Below are 19834 nucleotides of genomic sequence, written 5' to 3'. Positions count from 1 at the left end.
AAGAGAGAACAGCCAGAGAGAAATACAGACTTTGGCGTTGGTGCAAGCCCAAGCTCGCCTACAATTGAACCCGACGGGCCTTCCCGCATGGTGAAGCGGCCAACCGGGTCAGGTGGGGAACCAAGCAGCCCTAACTGTGAATCCAGTGCCGGGGTCAAGGCTCGTCACCTTTTTTGTCGTTCAAGACCTGCGCCCAGGCCTTCCTTCTGTAACGACCCAACCCTCCGCACGCTCTGGCCGTGCAAGGGTTTTCCACCATCCCCTCAAGCCAAACGACGCCCCAAAGTGGCGAAAGAGCGCTTTTTGTCGTTGTTGACGCCGATGCGGGGAGCGGCTGTGCGAACAGCGCTGGTCAACATGTCTGCCACCAACACATCTGCACGGGCGTGAGGGCCGTGCCGGTCGGTTTCGAAAGCCAAACGGGTGGTATTGGCCATTTGGGCCACGAAATTTTGCGGGTAATCCCTGACGGAAAATCCACGCAGCGTCATGACTTTCATGAATGCGTTGGCGGCCTCTTCGATGGCACGCTGGTATTCTTGGCTGGCTTCTGGCGTCATGTCGACCTCTTGGGTTGGATTGAATGTTTGACCCATCCTCAACGCAGCAGTTCAGGCGTTCGATGACACGACATGTGTGAAATTGTTACAAATTTGTCAAAATACTTTGACCCGCCCGCCATCCGCTGGCCAAACTGGCCGTCAACAAGTAGCCCCCCGTCGGAGCTTCCCAATCCAACATTTCCCCTGCGCAGTAAACGCCCGGGCGGCTTAAGACCATCAATTCAGGGGTTAAAGCTTCCAAAGCGACACCTCCCGCCGTGCTGATCGCCTCCGCTATGGGACGCGCTTGTTTCAAAGGCAGCTTTAAACTTTTCAGCAACAAGGCCAACGCGTGTGGATCGGCCAACTGTTCTGCAGAACACAGCTCATGCACCAAACCCATCTTGACGCCGTCGATCCCCAGGCGACTCTTCAAATGGCTGGACAGGCTCCTGCTGCCTCGCGGCCAGCAAACCCCGGACAAGACTTGCTCGGGGGTTTTGTGGGGGAGTAAATCCAGCACCAGATGGGCTGCGCCTCGGTTCAAGTCTTCGCGCAAATGTGCGCCCGCAGCGTAAATCAGGCTGCCCTCCACACCCGTGTCGGTGACGACAAACTCACCTTGCCTGGAAAACCTGGGCGGTACATCCATGGCTTGATCGGGGCCCGCATCCACCCGCAAAACCACAGATTTCACAGGGTGGCCCGAAAACTTGGTTCTGAAAAAATCAGTCCAACCCATGCCCTCACGGCCCAGCACATCGAAACCACAATTGGCCGCTTGCAAGGGCACCACGGCCACCCCTTGTTCAGCCAAAACCGGGACCCAAGCACCATCGGAGCCCAAATGCGGCCAACTGGCGCCCCCCAAAGCCAACAAAGTGGCTTGGGCTTGAACGCGTTGAAAGCCTGTTGGGCCAGTGGGTTCAAACACCAATTGTTGACCTGCCCAACCTCGCCAGCGATGCCGCATGTGAAATTGCACGGGCACCCCTGCTGCCGGGTGCCGCAGGCGGTGCAGCCAAGCCCTGAGCAGGGGCGCCGCTTTCATCTCTTGAGGAAATACACGGCCAGAGGTGCCCACAAAAGTCTGGACACCCAAAGATTCAGACCAATCCCGAATTGCCTGCGCATCCATGTCGTCTAACCAGGTACCCACTTGCGATTGGCGTTGACCAAAACGCGTCCGAAACAGATCGCCGGGCTCTGAATGCGTCAGGTTCAATCCGCCCTTACCGGCCAACAAAAATTTGCGCCCCACCGAAGGCATGGCATCAAACAGATGCACCGAAACCCCTGCCTGAGACAAGACCTCGGCGGCCATCAGTCCTGCGGGTCCACCCCCCACAATGGCCACATCCACCTGCAGCAAGGGGGCCCCCACATCATCGGGGGTCAAACTTAAAAGGGTCATGGGTCTGCAACTTGTCCACCACATTCAAAGGAACGAACGCAGCAGCTTTCTGTCAAAATAGGTCAACTTTAGCCGCAACTACATTGTTCATAAGGAAAAGGCCATGGCCAGCGATCTGATCAAACACATTACCGACGCCACTTTCGAAGCCGACGTGCTCCAGTCCGGCCAACCCGTGGTCGTTGATTTCTGGGCCGAATGGTGCGGGCCTTGCAAAATGATCGCCCCCATCCTGGACGAAGTGGCCACGGCCTACGAAGGCAAACTGCAAATCACCAAAATGAATGTGGACGACAACCGCGACATCCCCGCCCAATTCGGCATTCGTGGCATTCCTACACTCATGATCTTCAAGGGTGGTCAACTCGCAGCCACCAAAGTGGGTGCCATGAGCAAGTCCCAATTGACCGCCTTCATCGACCAACAACTGGCCTGATGCGTTCAAATCGTCCGGCTTGACCTGACGAACCCCGCGCAACCGGGCCTTGATGGCCCGGTTTTTTCTTTTCAGGGCCGCACGAAAACCTGTCATAATTTCCAGCAGGCATCCCGAACACGGGACAGCGCCAAGACTGCCGGAAGCACAAGCCCCCAACCCCGGGCGGCATCCGGTTCAGACTATTCCACCCGGTTATCTTCTAAAACGGTTCACAACGAACCGATTCGCCACAGGCCCATTCCCATGCATTTGAACGAACTCAAGGCACTCCATGTGTCCGAACTCCTGAAGCAAGCTGACACGCTCGAAATTGAGAACACAGGTCGGATGCGCAAACAGGAGCTGATGTTTGCCATTATCAAAAAACGCGCCAAAGCGGGCGAGCAGGTCTTTGCCGACGGCGTGCTGGAAATCTTGCCGGATGGTTTTGGCTTTTTGCGCAGCCCCGATTCCAGCTACACCGCTTCTACGGACGATATCTACATCAGCCCCAGCCAGGTTCGACGCTTCAATCTGCACACCGGCGACATGATTGAAGGCGAAGTGCGCATCCCCAAAGATGGCGAGCGTTACTTTGCCCTGACCAAGCTCGACCAAGTCAATGGCGACTTGCCAGAGAACAACAAACACAAGGTCATGTTCGAGAACTTGACGCCTTTGTTCCCCAAAGAGCAGATGCGTCTGGAGCGTGACATCAAGGGTGAAGAAAACATCACCGCCCGCGTGATCGACATCATTGCACCCCTCGGCCGTGGCCAACGTGCCCTGATCGTCGCGCAGCCCAAGTCGGGCAAAACGGTGATGATGCAGCAGATCGCGCACGCCATCACCGCCAACTACCCCGATGTGCACCTGATGGTGCTGTTGGTGGACGAGCGCCCTGAAGAAGTGACCGAGATGCAACGCAGCGTGCGCGGCGAAGTCATCTCCTCCACCTTTGACGAACCCGCTTCGCGCCACGTCCACGTGGCTGAGATGGTGATCGAACGCGCCAAACGCTTGGTCGAGTTGAAAAAAGACGTGGTCATCCTGCTGGACTCGATCACCCGCTTGGCCCGCGCCTACAACAACGTGGTGCCTTCATCGGGCAAAGTGCTCTCGGGCGGTGTGGATGCCAACGCGCTGCAGCGCCCCAAGCGCTTCTTTGGCGCAGCTCGCAATGTGGAGGAAGGCGGCAGCCTGACCATCATCGCCACGGCTTTGGTGGACACCGGCAGCCGCATGGACGAGGTGATCTTTGAAGAATTCAAGGGCACGGGCAACTGCGAAATCCACCTCGAGCGCCGTCTGTACGAAAAACGCGTGTTCCCAGCCATCAACCTCAACCGCAGTGGCACCCGTCGCGAAGAGTTGCTGTTGCAGCCTGAAGTGCTGCAAAAGACCCGCATCTTGCGTCAATTCATGTACAACATGGACGAAATCGAAGCGATGGAAATGGTCTTGAAGAGCATGAAGGCCACCAAGAACAACTCCGAGTTCTTCGACATGATGCGACGCGGCGGCTGATACCCTATAATCTACGGTTTTGCGGAAAGTGCTCTCAGATAGGCTGAAGAGTGGCTACCGTAGCGCAAATAAAAGGATTTCCCCATGAAAGACGGCATTCACCCCAATTACCGTGAAGTTTGCTTCCAAGACATGTCCAATGGCTTCAAGTTCGTGACACGTTCATGCGCCAACACCAAAGAGATGATCAAAATGGAAGATGGCCGCGAGCTGCCTTGGTACAAGTTGGACACGACCAGTGAGTCGCACCCCTTCTACACCGGCACGCAAAAGTCGGTCGACAACATGGGCGGCCGCGTGGAGAAATTCCGCAACCGTTTCGGCAAGACCACCACCATCGCCAAGTAATTCGCGCATTGGTGTTCCCCAAAAGGGCAGCCCGGGCAACCGGCCTGCCCTTTTTGCATGGCGGCTTGCCGCATGCTGTCCAAAACAGGACGCATGGTTTTTAAAATATGCTCCACTGATCCAGCCATCACCCACCCGACTTCAGCCTTGTCCGTGAACCAAACCACCCCTGCCATCGTTGCCCAAAGTGCTGTACGGCGACTGCCACGTCTGGCTTTGTTGCTGCTGTGTGCGGCTTACGTGCTGTCTGGCTTTTGGGGACGCGAGCCTTGGAAATCACAAGACTTAGAGGCGCTGGGCTACATGCTCCAACTGGCGCAACCAGCGGCTGGCGAAATCGCCAATTGGTTCCGCCCCAGCTTGATGGGCCAGCACGACCCTCAATTGGCCCTTTTGCCTTATTGGCTGGGTGCTGTCTTCATGTTTGGCGCCCCCACCGGTTGGGAAGACGCCTTTGCGCGCATGCCTTTCATCGCCATGTTGGCGCTGACCTTGGCTGCCACATGGTATGCCGTGTACGCCTTAGCACGACACCCTGCAGCCCAACCTGTGGCCTTTGCGTTTGGCGGTGAGGCAAAACCAGCGGATTACGCCCGCGCCTTGGCCGATGGCGGTTTGCTGGCCTTGTTGGCCTGCCTCGGCTTGGCCAGATTGGCCCATGAAGCCACCCCTGCACTGAGTCAGCTGTGCTTTGCCTCCCTCATATTTGTGGGCTTGTCGACCCTGCCCCGTTGGCGTTTACACAGTGGCATTGCCATGGGTATCGGCATGCTTGGCCTCACGCTTTCTGGCGCGCCCAGCGTTGCCCTGTGGCTGGGCATTGGCGGCTCCGTATTGAAAGCCCTCGGACAAAGCGACCCCACGCAGGCGCGGCTTCGCATGCTCGATCTGGGCTTGTTGGCTTTGCTGTGTCTGCTGTGCATCACCACCGCGGGCTACCTCGATCTTTGGCGGTGGCGTGTTGTGCCACACACCTTGTTGGACCTGGATGTGCTGGCCAAACTGTTGGTGTGGTTCACATGGCCCGCTTGGCCCTTGGCCGCGTGGTCTTTGTGGCGGTGGCGACTCCAGCTGTCGCGTGGCTGGCGCTTCCCGCATTTGGCTTTGCCCTTGTGGTTCATCGTGGTCACAGTCGCTGCCACTTGGTTGACCGGCATGTCCGACAGGGCCCTTTTACTGGCGCTGCCAGGAATTGCCGCTTTGGCTGCTTTCGCTTTGCCCACGTTGAGGCGCAGCTTGGGTGCGCTGATTGACTGGTTCACACTCTTGTTTTTCAGTTTTTGCGCATTGACCATTTGGGTGGTTTGGATCGCCATGCAAACTGGATTTCCAGCCAAACCCGCTGCCAACGTTGTCAAACTGGCGCCTGGTTTTTTACCGGAGTTTTCCGTCCTCACGTTTGGTTTGGCTTTGCTGGCCACGCTGGCCTGGGCTTGGCTGGTGAAGTGGCGCATCGGCCACCACCGAGCAGCCATCTGGAAAAGCATGGTTCTGCCTGCAGCAGGCGCCGTGCTGTGCTGGCTTCTGCTCATGAGCCTGTGGCTGCCCCTGCTTAACTTTGCGCGCAGTTACGTCACCATGGTCCAAAAAGTACAAATGGTCACGGGAACTTCCCCTTGCTTGCAATATGCAGGCATCACGCAAGCACAAGGCGCTGCACTTTTATTTCACGCACAAGTCCGCCTCCAAGCGGCCCAAGCAGCCGGCAGTGACTGCCCATGGCTGGTGATCGACGAACGCAACTTGCCCCTGCTGGAGGACAAACTCAAAGCATGGGGGTGGGTCCAAGCCGCCAAAGCAAAAAGGCTCGGCGACCGCAGTGAAAGCTTGTTGATTTTTCGACCACACCCCGACAAGTTGAGTCAGGTTCCCAGCGCAACGGCATCGGTTAACCAATAAGCCATGTCTGAACTGCGAACCATCAGCCGTCACGCAGGCACCGTGCTGGTGGGCCAACTGGCCGTCATGTCCTTTGGCGTCGCGGACACCATCATCGCGGGCCGCTACAGCCCCCATGCACTGGCGGTGCTGTCCCTGGCATCGTCCATTTACATCAGCATTTATGTCGCGCTCAACGGCATGTTGCAAGCCTTGCTGCCGGTCTGGGCCGAATTGCACGGCGCCAACCGACCCCTCGACATTGGCCGCTCCGTGCGTCAAGCCCTGTACATCGCCTCGGGTGCTGCCGCTTTAGGCATGGCCGGCTTGTTGTTTCCAGATCCATGGCTGTCGTGGACCCAAGTGCCCCCTGAACTGTGGCCCGATGTCCGCTCGTATTTGCGCGTCTTGGCGGTCGCCTTGGTGCCGTCTTTGCTGTTTCGCATGTACAGCACCCTGAACCAAAGTTTGGGCTATCCCCGTTTGGTGACCTGGTTACAAGCCGGTGCATTGCTGGTCAAGATCCCGCTGTCCGTGGTCTTGACATTTGGCATGGGCGATCAGGCAGGCATGGGTGTGGTGGGTTGCGCCTGGGCCACCTTGGCGGTCAACACCCTGATGATGTTGACCGGCCTTTGGCTGCTGAAAACCCAAGACATTTACCGCCCCTATCAGCTGTGGCGATGGCCAGAAAAAGTGCAATGGCCTGTCATTCGACATTTTTTGCGCATGGGCATCCCGGCGGGCCTTTGCATCATGGTGGAAGTCACATCGTTTACTTTGATGGCCTTGTTCATCGCCCGTTTGGGCTCGGTCGCCTCGGCCAGCCACCAAATTGCAGCCAGTTTGGCGGCCGTGCTCTACATGGTGCCCCTGGCTTTGGGCATCGCCAGCAGTGCGAGAACGGGGTATTGGTTGGGCGCGGGCGATGCACGCCGTGCACGCCAAGCGGCCGGTATGGGCATTGGCCTGGCCATTGGCGCGGCGGTCTGCTGCGCATCTCTTTTGCTGCTGTTCCGCGACAGCATTGCCCAAGCCTTTACCAACGACCCCTTGGTGGCAAAAGCCGCCGTGGTTTGGCTGGGCTGGGTGGCCCTGTACCACCTGGCCGATGCGTTGCAAGCGGTGTGCGCCTACTTGTTGCGCTGCTACCGCATCACCATTGCGCCCTTGCTGATCTACGCCGCATTCTTATGGGGTTTCGGTCTTTATGGCGGGTACCTTTGGGCCTACGACAGCAGCGCCCTGGATGGTTGGTTCAGTTGGACGGCCCGTCCAGCGGTTGATGCCTTCTGGATCAGCAGCAGCTTGGCGCTGGCCACTGTATCTCTGATGTTTACCGCCCTGTTATGGCGCGCGACCAAAAACCCAGAAAGCCACATCTGACAGGCAAGCCCTTACTTGCAGCCAAACGTCTAAAAGTCATCAAAGGGTCACAATCAGAAAGGACATTAGTGATCAAGAACATAAGGGATCGCCATGTCTACATCCGATGCCATCAATGAAGTCCAAATGCGTCAACTGCGAGAGGATTTGCTCGACAGCATGGACGAGGAATTAGAACTCGAACTGGACGACAGATGGGGGGCTGACCAAGCCGCCAACGACGCCCAGGTGGGCGATCGGATTCGCTACTTCCGAGAGTTACTGCGCCTGCAATCCGAATTGGTCATTCTGCAAGACTGGGTGGTCAAAACCGGCCACCGGATGGTCGTCTTGTTTGAAGGCCGCGACGCGGCAGGTAAAGGCGGCGTCATCAAACGCATCACGCAACGACTGAACCCACGGGTTTGCCGAGTAGCCGCGCTGCCTGCGCCCAACGACCGTGAAAAAACACAATGGTACTTTCAGCGTTACATCTCACACCTGCCCGCAGCCGGTGAGATCGTTTTGTTTGACCGAAGCTGGTACAACCGCGCAGGTGTTGAAAAGGTCATGGGCTTTTGCAATGACGAAGAATACGAAGAATTTTTTCGATCAGTACCCGAATTCGAAAAAATGTTGGTGCGAAGCGGCATCCAATTGGTCAAGTACTGGTTTTCAATCACCGACGATGAGCAACATGCCCGCTTTCTTGGGCGAATCCACGATCCACTGAAACAATGGAAACTCAGCCCCATGGATTTAGAAAGCCGCCGCCGCTGGGAAGACTACACACGCGCCAAAGAAACGATGATTGAAAGGACCCACATTCCCGAGGCACCTTGGTGGGTTGTTCAAGCCGTTGACAAGAAAAAAGCACGCCTCAACTGCATTGACCACTTTTTAAACCAAGTGCCTTACCACGAAGTTGAACACGCTGAAGTCAAATTGCCGGGCCGCGTCCGTAACCCAGATTACATCCGCCACCCGGTGCCCAAGGACATGATCGTGCCAGAAAAATACTGAAACATTCATGGATTCAAAAGATCGACCTGAAGGGTATCACCGAACAAAGAAATCATAGGCCCAGCCCGGTCAGTGGGTACGTGCTGAAGCCGCTGATCGGCGTCTTCAATTACCGGGAGGGCTCAATCAACTCAAAAGAGAAAGAACCTCTCTTGACGTTGACCATCACAGCTCGAACATCGGACGCACCCGGCACGATCAAGCGAGTGACATTGCGCAAAGGTTTTTTCTCCAGTGTGAACGGTTGATCGATCTTGAATTGGTGACTGTCTCCGTGCACGACCAACACTGGCTTTCCCCAACGCTGAGCTAGAGGCAACAAGGTGCCACCGATGCTTTGACGAAAACCCGACCAGCCCGGGAAATCCTCCCAAGCTGTTTTTCCCTCCAAAACATCCGCCTGAAATGAAACAACCATCGCATCGGCCTGCATCTGAATCGCTTGCTCAAAGCTGGCCCGAATCCAAGCCACATTGGCGCTATCGCGTTCAAAAAATTCATGAACCGCTGCCTTATCGCGGCTCTCCAAATTGTTGTTGCTACCCACCACGTGCAGCGTTACGAACAACACCTTGTCGTGAATCCATCGCATGTTCTCAATGAACTTGCCATGCTGAGGATGCACACTGGACTGGTTGAGGACGGTGATGGGCTTGGAGCCTAAGGACAAGCCAGACGTGAAAAACATCTGCCGAATCGTGTCCAAGCGCTCCAATGGGTCAAAACTTCCATTGTTGACACGATGGCAGTCTGTCCATTCGTTGTCACCAGGTGTGTAAACCACAGCGCCTTTGAATTGCTGGAAGTGTTTTTTTTGTTGCGCAAACTCTTCATCACTGCAAAGTGATGAACCCGACTTGATGTCTCCCACATGAACAGAAAAAGCAGGCCCTATCTGGTTAATTCGGTCAATCAAGGCTCTGTAAGAAGGACCCGATTTTTCTGGTGCTCCATAAGGCAAATCTCCCAATGCCACAAAGGAGAAAGCAGATTGCCCAAAGCTTGCGGTTGAAGTCAACACCCAGACCAAAGACCCACAAATAAATCTCAAGATTTTCAACATGGCTGGATCAAATAAATAACTAAAACACAAAAATAGAAGTCATCGCATCGACAAGACAACCCAATTCAAATCGAAAAAAATTGACCCAAGGCTACGTCCCCATGGCCAGCTTAAGAAATGCTTGCTCAATGTCAAGTGCCGTCAGTCGCAGGTGCGGGTTACTCGATTCGCTGCCAGCGCGTCCCGCATCCAAATCCAGCTGAAACCCGTCACGCTCAGGCCAAACGGCATTGAGCATGTCGAATCCCGCATCAAAAATCATTGACTCTGCCTGCTCAATCAAGCGCTGAGAGCGCCCTGTTTTTGACAATACCAGCACAATCTTATTGCTGACTGAGCGTGTCTTGGCCAGCCGCCGGGCCAAGGCCAAAGTCGGGCGCAAGTCATCCAGGGAAGTACCCGTTGGCAAAAAGACCACATCGCTTTCTTGACTGACATCCTCAGTCAGCTCATCTGCCAAACCACGTGTGTCGACCACCACCAAGTCATAACCTGAAACTGTCTTGCGTAACTTCTTTAAACTTTTAAAAGCCCGGGCCTCAATTTCAGGTTCGATGCCATGACGCATCCGCAAAGCACTCCATTCAACGCAAGTCAATTGCTCCAAATCAAAATCACCGATCAACACTTTGTGCTTTTGACGGGCAGCAGCCACTGCCAAAACTCGCGCCAATGTGCTCTTACCCACGCCGCCCTTTTGTCCGATGAATGAAACGATTCTCATGGTGAATTCAGCTTTAAAAAAGGCAACCAACGGCCATTACACAGTCTTAACCAAGGACAAGGCTTGCAAGGCCACATCAAATGTTTTGGCTTTTCCCATGTAGTAGCGGTCTAAGCGCCACTCCTGCAAGATATCCATGGCCAATTGAAAATCCGCACTGTTCAGCAAGTAAAGATCTTTGACCGAAAAATCAACCTCTTCAACCAAAGACAAGATCAGGTGAGAAAAAATCTGCGCTGTTTGATCTTGTGGTTCTTGCTCAATCAGCAAACGAACTTTTTTGATGGCACGCATTTCAGGCTCTCTTAAAAAAATCCCTATTGTGAATGTCGTGAGTTCATTATTTATGAAACTATTGCGACCAAGGCGTGACAAAAGATGGGGAGATTTTCAATTTCCAAGCGCCTTCCTTGAATCTTAGTATTGGTTGCAGCTGGACACCTGCGTCATGCGGTTGACACGCTCAGTGCCCATGATCCCAAGAAATGAAAAGAGACCTGCAACTCATTTATTTCAACGCTGGAGGTGGCCACCGTTCTGCAGCGATCGCACTCCAAGAGGTGATGGCTCGTTCGCATCCCGAGTGGACGGTCCACTTGATCAACCTTTTCGATGTGATTGACCCCGAACACTACTATCAAAAATTGACGGGCTTTGCACCTGAGGATCTGTACAACCTCCGGCTGAAAAGAGGCTGGACAAGAGGACTGGCAACAGAACTCAAAATTTTCCAAGCCATGATTCGGCTTAGCCTGCCAAAGCTCAAAAATAAACTACAACTTTTTTGGCAAGCGACCCGACCCGACATGGTGGTCTCACTCGTTCCCAATTTCAACAAAGTCATGTACCAAGCATTGACAGAGGCGTTACCCAAAGTGCCCTATGTCACCGTCATCACAGACTTGGCAGACTACCCGCCCAACTTTTGGATAGAACCTGGCCAGGGCCAGCACATCATTTGCGGGACAGAATTTGCTGCGTCACAAGCTTTGGCTTCAGGCTACGAACAAAAATGGATCACCAAAACATCAGGCATGATTTTGCGGCCTAGCTTTTATCGAAAACAGGAAGTCAATCGACTGTTGCACTACAAAGAATTGGGGCTTGACACAGATCGCCCAACGGGTCTTGTCATGTTTGGTGGTAATGGGTCCAATGAAATGCTCAAAATCTCCAAAGAACTATCTGCCCATCAGTTGATATTCATTTCGGGACACAACACCGATTTGACCAAAAGAATTGAGTCACAAACCACACTGGCGAGACACGTTGCCATGGGGTATGTCAAATATATGGATCACGTCATGCAGTTGAGTGATTACTTTGTGGGCAAACCAGGACCTGGTAGCTTGAGTGAAGCCGTGCACATGGGCTTGCCGGTCATCACATTTCGCAGCGCTGCCACCATGCCTCAGGAACGCTACAACACAGTTTGGGTGCAAGAAAACAAGCTCGGCAAAGTCATACCCTCGATTCGAGAGTTGCGCTGTGCAGTTGAAGATCTTCTCAATGATCTACCGTTATTTCAACTCCATGTGCAAAAAATCAACAACACCGCTGTTTACGAGGTCGTTGAAGCCTTGAGTCGCATCATGCACAACAGCAGTGGGCAAGTTTTGAACAGCGATGCACCACAAAACTGATGTACTCAAACTGAACCACATAGATCACGAAAATTTCTTTCATCACGCTGTCACAGCCATCCGTGATATTGGGTTGATCACTTCAGTTGAAAGAAAGCATGACTGCTCCACTCAAGAAAGTACTGATCGTAGGAAGCGCCCCAGACGCAGTCAGAGCTTCTGAATGGGATACGTCCTTATTTACAAACACCCTTGTCATCAACAATGCTTGGAAAGCTTTTGCGTCATGGGATACGCTCATCTTTCCCGAAGATTTCCCCCAAGATAACCGTCCTGCATCGACTCAAATAGGTGGTAGGAGAATAGTGACCGCCAAAGAATTTGTACCTGCACAAAACGACTTTGGTGGCTTTGTTTATGCCGGCGGAACCATGTGCTTCACAGCAGGCTATTGGGCACTTGGTGCACTTCAACCCGATGTCATTGCCTACCTGGGGTGTGACATGGTTTACGAAGCACAAGCGGGCAGCCAGACTCATTTTTATGGGCAAGGCAATGCAGACCCCTTAAGACCCGATGTCACGCTGCAAAGTCTGGAAGCCAAGTCGCTGCGATTGCTTGCATTGGCTCAAGACCAGGGCTGTAGCGTTGTGAACTTATCTCAGCGTCCAAAGTCTCGATTGATGGTCCCCAGGGTCACGCTGCAAGCGCTTCAAGACCGTGACTACAAACCCAAAAAATTACCCATCAGCACACAGGCCGTCAAAGCTGCGCTGTTGGCTGAATCGCAACTGGGTTACTGGGTGCCTTCTGGAAAATACTGGGAGGAGATTGAAAGATTCGACAAACTCAAACTCAGTCACATCGACTCGCTTTGGCTGGCTACTGCTACACACACAGAATGCCAAGCCGCATAAACGCATGCACAGCACATCAACAGGAATCATGCAATGAGCACTTCAAGATCGATCGTTTCACAACTCAAGCTGGAACCTGAATCCATATTGGCAGATAACGGCCTGAGATACAAATTCAAAGGTGGTGGATCACCGTTCCAAGATTCCGCCAACATGTCCACCATGAGTTGCTACCGCTGTGGACTTCACAAATCTCGGGCACTGGGCGTCTTTGTACGCTTATTGAACCAACGCTCGTTTGTGTGTCAAGACTGCTGCAACAAGCCCCGTTCATCACCGGCTCAGTCTGGCATGCGCAGCAAAGACTGCCCCATTTGAATACGAGCGCCTAACGTAACCCCATCCGCTCACTTCAACCCGGCTGAAGCCATTGTTAAAGGATGTATGTTGCATTTTTTGAAAGAATCAAGATTTCATTTTTTGAAGGGCCAGTAACAAAGCTTGTCCCGCTTGATCTAGAGTTCCGTTGTTAGAAATCTCAATCACCCCCTGGGGCACCAAAAAGGCGCTTGCACGGACGATCCGTTGTTGGATTTGTTCGGGCGTTTCGCGCTGGCGCTGGATCAGGCGTTGCAATAGCGTCGCCGGGTCGGCGGTGATGTGCACCACTTGCAGGCCGGGGTGACTTTGCAAGGCTTGGGCCAAATGGCCGCGTGAGCCGTTGACCAACACCCAGAGTCCTTGTTGTAGGCCTGCCAACTCTGTCCGGCGTATGCCGTAATGCAAACCGTTGGCATGCCATGACAGGGCAAATGCGTCTTGGCTGCGCAATGTTTCAAATCCTTGCTCATCGGTCTCTTCATGCACTTCGCCTCCAGCTGCTGCGGGCCGTGTGATTGTGCGCCGGGCCCAATGCACAGGCATATCTTTGGGCAAGTGCTTGCGCAACCAAACAAGCACACTGTCTTTGCCTGCACCCGATGGGCCCATTACATAAATAAGTCGTGAGTTCATCCGAGCAAATCCATGGTCTCCAGTAACTCAAAATCGGCACCGGCTTGGGGTTCAATGAACAGTGCGATCTGCGCAAAACGGCACTCTGGCAGTGTTTCGAAACGCGCTTGTGCGGCTAGGAACAAGGCGGCTTTGACCTCAGGCGAGTACTTTCCGAGGGGACCACTCAAGGAGAGGTGAAACTGAAAGTGATCCAGCACCCACGGGTAGCCCCACGCCAGCAACAAGCGGTCTTGTTCGGGCGTCAGTTGCGCTTGACGGCGTCTTGCCAACTCGGCATCAGACAATGGCTGGGCCAGAGGGTGCAGCTCTTGCACGCAGGCGGCAGCAGTGGCGTTCAGCTGGGCCAAGTCACCTTGAGGGCGCAGGGCCAAAAAACCACCTTGGTCGCTGACCCGCAGCGGCGCCAGGTCAAATGCGGGCCAGCGTTTGGAAAGCGCTTGCATGGCGTTGCGCAGGGCATCCAGACTTTGCCCGCTGGCCAAAGTAAAAGGTGCTTTAAGGGTGGCGTGCCAGCCGTAGCGGCGCGGGTCGGCGGTCAGGGTTTGCAATTGGGCCGGGGCTACGCCAGCAATGTCAGGCAAGGCATAAGTCGCCCCGCTGGCCGCGCAGCGCCCAAGCCATTGGCTGCCCGCTTCCCACCAGTCGCCGTAGACCTTGGGCACAAAATACACCGCGCAGCGGTGGGGCAAAGGGAGTTCAGAGTTCATCGTTTTTCACCGTCAAGGTCACGCGGTCGCCTGCAAACCAAGCCAAAGCAAATTCAATGGGCACGCCCCCGGGGTCCACGTTCACGCTGCTGACCAGCAGCACTGGCCGCGTGTGCACTTGGCACAGCAGGGCCGCTACATCGGGGCTGGGCAGGCGGGCGCTGATGCGGCTTTCTTGTCGCTGGTAATCGTTCACGCCATGCTGAGCAAAGGCTTCGGTGATCGATCCGCTTTGGGCCACGGCATCTGCCAGTCCCGAAAAACGTGGCAACGGAAAGTAACGTTCGCTCACATGCAGGGGTTGCCCAGCGCCTTCGCCCAGCACTTGCAGGCACAGCAAGGGGCTGCCTACACCCACCTTGAGCGCTTGGGCTTGATCGGCCAGGGCCAGCACCGTGCGCGATTGCAAGATTTGCAAGCCCCCGCGCACACCCGCTTGGGCCAGGTTTTGCCGATAGCGTGTGCGCTTGCCCAGCGCCAAGTCGACCGCAAACGCCTCGACAAACGTGCCGCGCCCTTGTGTGGCGCGAACCAAACCGCGTTGACCCAAATGGGCCAAAGAGCGGCGAATGGTGTGGCGGTTGACGCCGAACTGCTCGGCCAAAACATGCTCAGAAGGCAAGCGTTCACCGGGCGTGTAGTGGCCTTGCCCAATCGCATTGGCCAATTGCTGTGCAATGCGCGACCAGTAACTGTCGCGCTCAGGTTGCGTAGCTCCCGCTTCTTCGTGATGCGGTGACTTGAGCGCTAAAGACGTGGCCAAAGAAGTCTCCAAAGAGGTCAACAAAAAAGATGCAGTTTTGTCATGAAAGCTACACATGGATTGTCTAAGCTCACAACTGTGTTTGAGTTGTCTAGACAAGCGACAGGGTGCCACAACGATGTTTCAATCATTTGACAATGCCCACATGCAACGGCCGACCACCCGTCCCGAGTGGATGGCTTTGCTGGCCCGAGCGCCGCAAAAACTGCTGGACGGTGCATTGCCCGCAAACACTGGCGCATCGCCGCAATGGCTGCGCAAACCCGAAACCGGTTTGATGATGGTGCAGGGCCGTGCAGGCGGCACGGGCGAGCGGTTCAATTTGGGCGAGATCACCGTGACCCGCTGTGCTTTGCGCTTGGCAGATGCAGATGCACAAGCCCCAGTGGGGGTGGCCTATGTGGTGGGGCGCAACCACCGACATGCACAACTGGCCGCGATGGCCGATGCCCTGTTGCAAGACCCGGCGCACCGCGAGGCGCTGGAAGAAAAGCTGTTGAAGCCGGTGCGTGAATACCTGCAAAAGCAGCAGTACTTGCGCCACGAACGTGCCCAGACCACCAAGGTCGACTTTCTCACCGTGGCCCGCGAAGCCGGCCATGGTGACGGCGTGGGAGAAGAAGCATGAACACCCCCATCATCAACGCCCCCGATTTGCAAAACATCGTGGCGGGGTTTGACCATGAGGCCTTTGGCAGCCAAACGGTGTTCCGTGTGGCGCTCGATGCTTTGTCGCATCCTGGCCGCGTGTTCGACATGCCCCTTGAAACCGCATTGCCGCGTGAGGGCCATGGCGCGGCAGCGGCCTTGTTATTGGGTTTGCTGGACGCCGACACCACCTTGTGGCTGTCCCCAACTTTGGCCAGCAGCGATGCGCCGGTCTGGTTGCGCTTTCACACTGGCTGCCAGATCGTGGCCGAGGCAGCGGCTGCGCAGTTTGTATGGGTGGCGCAAGGTGACGACATGCCCCAGCTGAGCAGCCTGCAATTGGGCAGCGACGCTTACCCCGACCAATCGGCCACTTGCGTGCTCGAAGTCGACAGCCTGCAGGGCGATGCCGGAGGCTGGCGCTTGCAAGGCCCCGGTATTCCGTCAGCGCGAAATGTGCACGTCCTCGGCTTACCCAGCGATTTCGCGGCGCAATGGACCGATAACCACGCCAGTTTCCCCAGGGGGGTGGACGTGTTTTTGAGCACCGCAACCCAAATGGCGGGCTTGCCGCGCACCACCCGCATCCTGATTGATTCGGAGTCATGACATGTACGTTGCCGTCAAAGGCGGGGAAACCGCCATCCTCAACAGCTACAAGTTGCTCGCCGCACAACGCCGTGGGGATCCTTTACAGCCCGAGCTCACCGTGAGCCAGATCTGTCAGCAGCTCAAGTTGTCGGTGGACCGCGTCATGACCGAAGGCTCGGTGTACGACCCAGAGTTGGCTGCGCTAGCCATCAAGCAAGCCAGTGGCGACTTGGTCGAGGCCATCTTTTTGCTGCGTGCCTACCGTGCCACTTTGCCGCGTTTGGGCAACACCTGCCCGCTCGACACCACGCACATGCAGCTGGACCGTCGCATCTCGGCCACCTTCAAAGACTTGCCCGGCGGGCAGGTCTTGGGCCCAACTTACGACTACACCCAGCGCCTGCTCGACTTCAGTTTGCTGGCCGAGGCGCAAACACTGGACAGCGCAGCAGGTGCTGAGCAAACAACGCCGACAGCGACCACGGCCCCCGTATCCGTTCCCCGTGTGGTGGACTTGCTCAACCAAGAAGGCTTGATCGAAAAATTTAACCCACTGGCGGGAGACCCCGCACCCTCCGATTTGACGCGTGAGCCGCTGCGCTTTCCGGCCGGTCGCGCCACCCGATTGCAAAACCTGGCACGGGGTGACGAGGGCTTTTTGTTGGCCATGGCCTATTCGACCCAGCGCGGTTATTCACACACCCACCCTTTTGTGGGCGAGGTGCGCTTGGGCCAAGTGGCGGTCGAGATTGAACCCGAAGAGCTGGGATTCGCCATCTCGATTGGTGACATCGAGATCACAGAGTGCGAGATGGTCAACCAATTTGGCGGCAGCAAGACCGAGCCCCCAAAATTCACCCGCGGCTACGGTCTGGCCTTCGGTCACAGCGAGCGCAAAGCCATGGCCATGAGCTTGGTCGACCGTGCCTTACGTTCCGACGAGTTGGGCGAAGCCATCGAGTCGCCCGCCCAAATGCAGGAATTCGTTCTCTCGCACAGCGACAGCTTGGAGGCCTCAGGCTTTGTACAGCACCTGAAGTTGCCGCACTACGTTGATTTTCAGTCTGAGCTGGAGCTGGTGCGCAAGATGCGCTCGCAGCGCCATGAGCAGCAAGTTGTGCCCACTCATGCCACCCCAGCCGACACCCGCCTGAAGGAAACCCCATGAATTCCCCCAGCGAATCGCCAGCAGTGGCTGACCTGAGCGAAGCCTTGCCGCAGCGCACCGCGCCTGACGTGAACTTCGCGTACTTGGACGAGCGAACCAAACGCATGATCCGCCGCGCCATCTTGAAGGCCTTGGCCATCCCGGGTTACCAAGTGCCGTTTGGTTCGCGAGAGATGCCTCTACCCTACGGCTGGGGGACGGGCGGTATCCAGGTCACCGCTTCGGTGATTGGCCCGCAAGACGTGCTCAAGGTCATTGACCAAGGCTCGGACGACACCGTCAACGCGGTCAACATCCGCCGCTTTTTTGAGCGCACAGCGGGCGTGAACACCACCACCCGCACGCATGAGGCGACGCTGATCCAGACGCGCCACCGCATTCCCGAAAAGCCCTTGACCGAGGGCCAAATCATCGTGTACCAAGTACCGGTGCCCGAGCCCATGCAGCGCCTGGAGCCACGCGAGACCGAAACCCGCACCTTGCACGGCTTGGCCGAATACGGCTTGATGCATGTGAAGCTCTACGAAGACATCGCCCGCTATGGCCACATCGCCACCACCTACGACTACCCGGTCACGGTGAACCAGCGTTACATCATGTCGCCCTCGCCGATTCCGAAGTTCGACAACCCCAAAATGCACATGAACCCGGCGCTGCAGCTGTTTGGCGCTGGCCGAGAAAAGCGCATTTACGCAGTCCCGCCTTACACCCCGGTTGAAAGCTTGGCGTTTGATGACTACCCGTTCGAGGTGCAAAAGTGGAACGCCGCTTGTACGCAGTGCGGCGCCAACGACTCGTTCTTAGATGAAGTCATCATCGACGACTCGGGCGCTCGCATGCATGTGTGCTCTGACTCGGATTACTGCCAAACCCGTCAGGACGACGCAGTCAACGTGAGACTCGCAGCGACGGGAGAGTTGGCGACATGAGCCTGCTGATACGAGAAGCCACCGAGGCCGATTTGCCCGCTGTGCTGGCCTTGTATGCCCAGCCTGCCATGGACAACGGCAAGGTGTTGACACTTGATGAGGCCAAATTGTTGCTAGCCCAGTTTCGTCAATACCCCAGCTACCGTTTGTGGGTGGCCTGTGAGCTTGCATCCGATTGTGCCAACGATGGCGCAGTGGTGGGTACTTATGCCTTGCTCATCATGCACAACTTGGCCCACCAAGGTACGCCCTCGGCCATCGTCGAAGACGTGGTGGTCTGCACCGAGCAGCAAGGCCAGGGCATTGGCCGACACATGATGCAGCACGCGCAGCAGCAAGCCCAGGTGGCCGGTTGTTACAAGCTGGTGCTGTCGTCCAACCAAAAGCGCGCTCGCGCCCATGCCTTTTACGAGTCGCTGGGTTTTCAGCGGCATGGCTTCAGTTTTGTGATCAGGATTTGATATGGATACCCTGGACGACACACTGACCCAATTGCCGCTTTTGCGCGTGCGCGGCGTGGGTAAAAGTTATGGCGATCGCATAGCCCTGCACAGCGCCAGCTTCGACTTGTGGCCTGGCGAGGTCATGGCCGTGGTCGGCGAATCAGGTTCGGGTAAAACCACCTTACTCAATGCGATTGCCGCACGCAGCCGCCCCGATACCGGGCAGGTTGAATTTTTAAGCCGTGACGGCCAATTACAAGACATTTACCGCATGACCGAAGCCCAACAACGCTTGCTGGCACGCACCGACTGGGGCTTTGTGCACCAAAACGCGGCCGATGGCTTGCGCATGGATGTATCGGCCGGGGCCAATGTCGGTGAGCGCCTGATGGGCCTGGGCGAGCGGCATTACGGCAAGCTACGCCATATCGCGCAAGAATGGTTGCAACGGGTAGAGATTGACCCGGATCGTATCGATGATGTGCCGCGCACCTTTTCAGGCGGCATGCGCCAGCGCCTGCAAATTGCACGCAATCTGGTCACCCAACCTCGTTTGGTGTTCATGGACGAACCCACATCCGGCTTGGATGTGTCGGTGCAAGCGCGGCTTTTGGATTTGCTGCGCCAACTCACACGCCAAATGCAATTGGCTGTGGTCATCGTCACGCACGACCTGGCCGTGGCCCGCTTGTTGGCACACCGCATGATGGTCATGCAAGGTGGCCAAGTGGTCGAAGCGGGGCTCACCGACCAGCTGTTGGACGACCCGCAACACCCCTACACCCAGTTGTTGGTGTCGTCCGTCTTGCAACCTTGAACTTGAGAG

The 19834-nt window shown here is 55.9% G+C and carries 22 protein-coding genes and 1 other RNA gene; 15 read left to right on the top strand and 8 right to left on the bottom strand.

Annotated elements, in window-relative coordinates; genetic code table 11:
• Nucleotides 1-72: 72 nt before the first annotated feature.
• An RNA gene (gene ffs, locus Q1M54_RS04355) (signal recognition particle sRNA small type) lies at nucleotides 73-169 on the top strand.
• Nucleotides 170-263: 94 nt separating this feature from the next.
• Here the strand turns inward: ffs and Q1M54_RS04350 are convergent.
• On the bottom strand, nucleotides 264-560 hold the full coding sequence (locus tag Q1M54_RS04350) for a hypothetical protein (RefSeq protein WP_192877846.1): 297 nt from the start codon (nucleotides 558-560) through the stop codon (nucleotides 264-266).
• A gap of 85 nt (nucleotides 561-645) precedes the next feature.
• Entirely contained in the window at nucleotides 646-1956 is a 1311-nt protein-coding gene (locus Q1M54_RS04345; protein ID WP_300554372.1) for a TIGR03862 family flavoprotein, read from the bottom strand.
• Between the two features lie 103 nt (nucleotides 1957-2059).
• Between Q1M54_RS04345 and trxA the strand changes: the two genes are divergently transcribed.
• From trxA to ppk2, 6 genes are all read left to right on the top strand, one after another.
• On the top strand, nucleotides 2060-2392 hold the full coding sequence (gene trxA, locus Q1M54_RS04340) for a thioredoxin TrxA (RefSeq protein WP_300554369.1): 333 nt from the start codon (nucleotides 2060-2062) through the stop codon (nucleotides 2390-2392).
• A 246-nt stretch (nucleotides 2393-2638) separates the two neighbouring features.
• Nucleotides 2639-3901: a transcription termination factor Rho gene (rho, locus tag Q1M54_RS04335; RefSeq protein WP_019425344.1), complete on the top strand. Its 1263-nt coding sequence runs from the start codon at nucleotides 2639-2641 to the stop codon at nucleotides 3899-3901.
• An 84-nt stretch (nucleotides 3902-3985) separates the two neighbouring features.
• Entirely contained in the window at nucleotides 3986-4249 is a 264-nt protein-coding gene (locus Q1M54_RS04330; protein WP_019425345.1) for a type B 50S ribosomal protein L31, read from the top strand.
• Between the two features lie 153 nt (nucleotides 4250-4402).
• Complete coding sequence (locus Q1M54_RS04325; protein WP_300554364.1) at nucleotides 4403-6148, top strand: hypothetical protein; 1746 nt, start codon at nucleotides 4403-4405, stop codon at nucleotides 6146-6148.
• A gap of 3 nt (nucleotides 6149-6151) precedes the next feature.
• On the top strand, nucleotides 6152-7513 hold the full coding sequence (locus Q1M54_RS04320) for an MATE family efflux transporter (protein ID WP_019425347.1): 1362 nt from the start codon (nucleotides 6152-6154) through the stop codon (nucleotides 7511-7513).
• A 93-nt stretch (nucleotides 7514-7606) separates the two neighbouring features.
• Nucleotides 7607-8515: a polyphosphate kinase 2 gene (gene ppk2, locus Q1M54_RS04315; protein WP_019425348.1), complete on the top strand. Its 909-nt coding sequence runs from the start codon at nucleotides 7607-7609 to the stop codon at nucleotides 8513-8515.
• A gap of 109 nt (nucleotides 8516-8624) precedes the next feature.
• On the opposite strand, the gene Q1M54_RS04310 is transcribed toward ppk2, so the two are convergent.
• The 3 genes from Q1M54_RS04310 to Q1M54_RS04300 form a co-directional block, all read right to left on the bottom strand.
• Nucleotides 8625-9203 carry a hypothetical protein gene (locus Q1M54_RS04310; protein WP_300554359.1) on the bottom strand — a complete coding sequence of 193 codons (579 nt, stop codon included), beginning with the start codon at nucleotides 9201-9203 and terminating at the stop codon, nucleotides 8625-8627.
• 466 nt (nucleotides 9204-9669) lie between these two features.
• A complete protein-coding gene (locus Q1M54_RS04305; RefSeq protein WP_116798568.1) occupies nucleotides 9670-10302 on the bottom strand; it encodes a ParA family protein in 633 nt (210 codons plus the stop codon).
• Nucleotides 10303-10338: 36 nt separating this feature from the next.
• A complete protein-coding gene (locus Q1M54_RS04300; RefSeq protein ID WP_019425351.1) occupies nucleotides 10339-10596 on the bottom strand; it encodes a hypothetical protein in 258 nt (85 codons plus the stop codon).
• A 191-nt stretch (nucleotides 10597-10787) separates the two neighbouring features.
• Between Q1M54_RS04300 and Q1M54_RS04295 the strand changes: the two genes are divergently transcribed.
• Nucleotides 10788-11945: a glycosyltransferase gene (locus Q1M54_RS04295; RefSeq protein WP_019425352.1), complete on the top strand. Its 1158-nt coding sequence runs from the start codon at nucleotides 10788-10790 to the stop codon at nucleotides 11943-11945.
• Nucleotides 11946-12043: 98 nt separating this feature from the next.
• Nucleotides 12044-12802: a hypothetical protein gene (locus Q1M54_RS04290; RefSeq protein WP_026039201.1), complete on the top strand. Its 759-nt coding sequence runs from the start codon at nucleotides 12044-12046 to the stop codon at nucleotides 12800-12802.
• Nucleotides 12803-13207: 405 nt separating this feature from the next.
• Here the strand turns inward: Q1M54_RS04290 and phnN are convergent, their stop codons facing one another.
• The 3 genes from phnN to phnF are packed head-to-tail and all read right to left on the bottom strand — an operon-like array spanning nucleotide 13208 to nucleotide 15229.
• On the bottom strand, nucleotides 13208-13756 hold the full coding sequence (phnN, locus tag Q1M54_RS04285) for a phosphonate metabolism protein/1,5-bisphosphokinase (PRPP-forming) PhnN (protein WP_040505708.1): 549 nt from the start codon (nucleotides 13754-13756) through the stop codon (nucleotides 13208-13210).
• Nucleotides 13753-14466 (bottom strand): DUF1045 domain-containing protein, encoded by a 714-nt coding sequence (locus Q1M54_RS04280; protein ID WP_019425355.1) that lies wholly within the window; start codon nucleotides 14464-14466, stop codon nucleotides 13753-13755. Before Q1M54_RS04280 ends, phnN begins: the two co-directional genes overlap by 4 nt.
• A complete protein-coding gene (phnF, locus tag Q1M54_RS04275; RefSeq protein WP_238147374.1) occupies nucleotides 14456-15229 on the bottom strand; it encodes a phosphonate metabolism transcriptional regulator PhnF in 774 nt (257 codons plus the stop codon). The genes Q1M54_RS04280 and phnF overlap by 11 nt, the downstream gene beginning before the upstream one ends.
• A gap of 118 nt (nucleotides 15230-15347) precedes the next feature.
• On the opposite strand from phnF, the gene phnG reads away from it, so the two are divergent.
• The 6 genes from phnG to phnK are packed head-to-tail and all read left to right on the top strand — an operon-like array spanning nucleotide 15348 to nucleotide 19825.
• The gene (phnG, locus tag Q1M54_RS04270; RefSeq protein ID WP_019425357.1) at nucleotides 15348-15857 is read left to right on the top strand and encodes a phosphonate C-P lyase system protein PhnG; all 510 of its coding nucleotides are present in this window, start codon (nucleotides 15348-15350) and stop codon (nucleotides 15855-15857) included.
• Nucleotides 15854-16486 (top strand): phosphonate C-P lyase system protein PhnH, encoded by a 633-nt coding sequence (gene phnH, locus Q1M54_RS04265; RefSeq protein WP_019425358.1) that lies wholly within the window; start codon nucleotides 15854-15856, stop codon nucleotides 16484-16486. The genes phnG and phnH overlap by 4 nt, the downstream gene beginning before the upstream one ends.
• A 1-nt stretch (nucleotide 16487) precedes the next feature.
• Nucleotides 16488-17636 carry a carbon-phosphorus lyase complex subunit PhnI gene (locus Q1M54_RS04260; protein WP_019425359.1) on the top strand — a complete coding sequence of 383 codons (1149 nt, stop codon included), beginning with the start codon at nucleotides 16488-16490 and terminating at the stop codon, nucleotides 17634-17636.
• Nucleotides 17633-18565 (top strand): alpha-D-ribose 1-methylphosphonate 5-phosphate C-P-lyase PhnJ, encoded by a 933-nt coding sequence (locus tag Q1M54_RS04255; protein ID WP_019425360.1) that lies wholly within the window; start codon nucleotides 17633-17635, stop codon nucleotides 18563-18565. Before Q1M54_RS04260 ends, Q1M54_RS04255 begins: the two co-directional genes overlap by 4 nt.
• Entirely contained in the window at nucleotides 18562-19026 is a 465-nt protein-coding gene (locus Q1M54_RS04250) for a GNAT family N-acetyltransferase (protein WP_019425361.1), read from the top strand. Before Q1M54_RS04255 ends, Q1M54_RS04250 begins: the two co-directional genes overlap by 4 nt.
• Nucleotide 19027: 1 nt before the next feature.
• Nucleotides 19028-19825 carry a phosphonate C-P lyase system protein PhnK gene (gene phnK, locus Q1M54_RS04245; RefSeq protein ID WP_019425362.1) on the top strand — a complete coding sequence of 266 codons (798 nt, stop codon included), beginning with the start codon at nucleotides 19028-19030 and terminating at the stop codon, nucleotides 19823-19825.
• The last annotated feature ends 9 nt before the right edge of the window (nucleotides 19826-19834 follow it).

The sequence above is a fragment of the Limnohabitans sp. Rim8 genome (assembly GCF_943326455.1).
Lineage (GTDB): Bacteria > Pseudomonadota > Gammaproteobacteria > Burkholderiales > Burkholderiaceae_C > Limnohabitans_A.
This window is presented reverse-complemented; position numbering and strand designations above follow the sequence as displayed.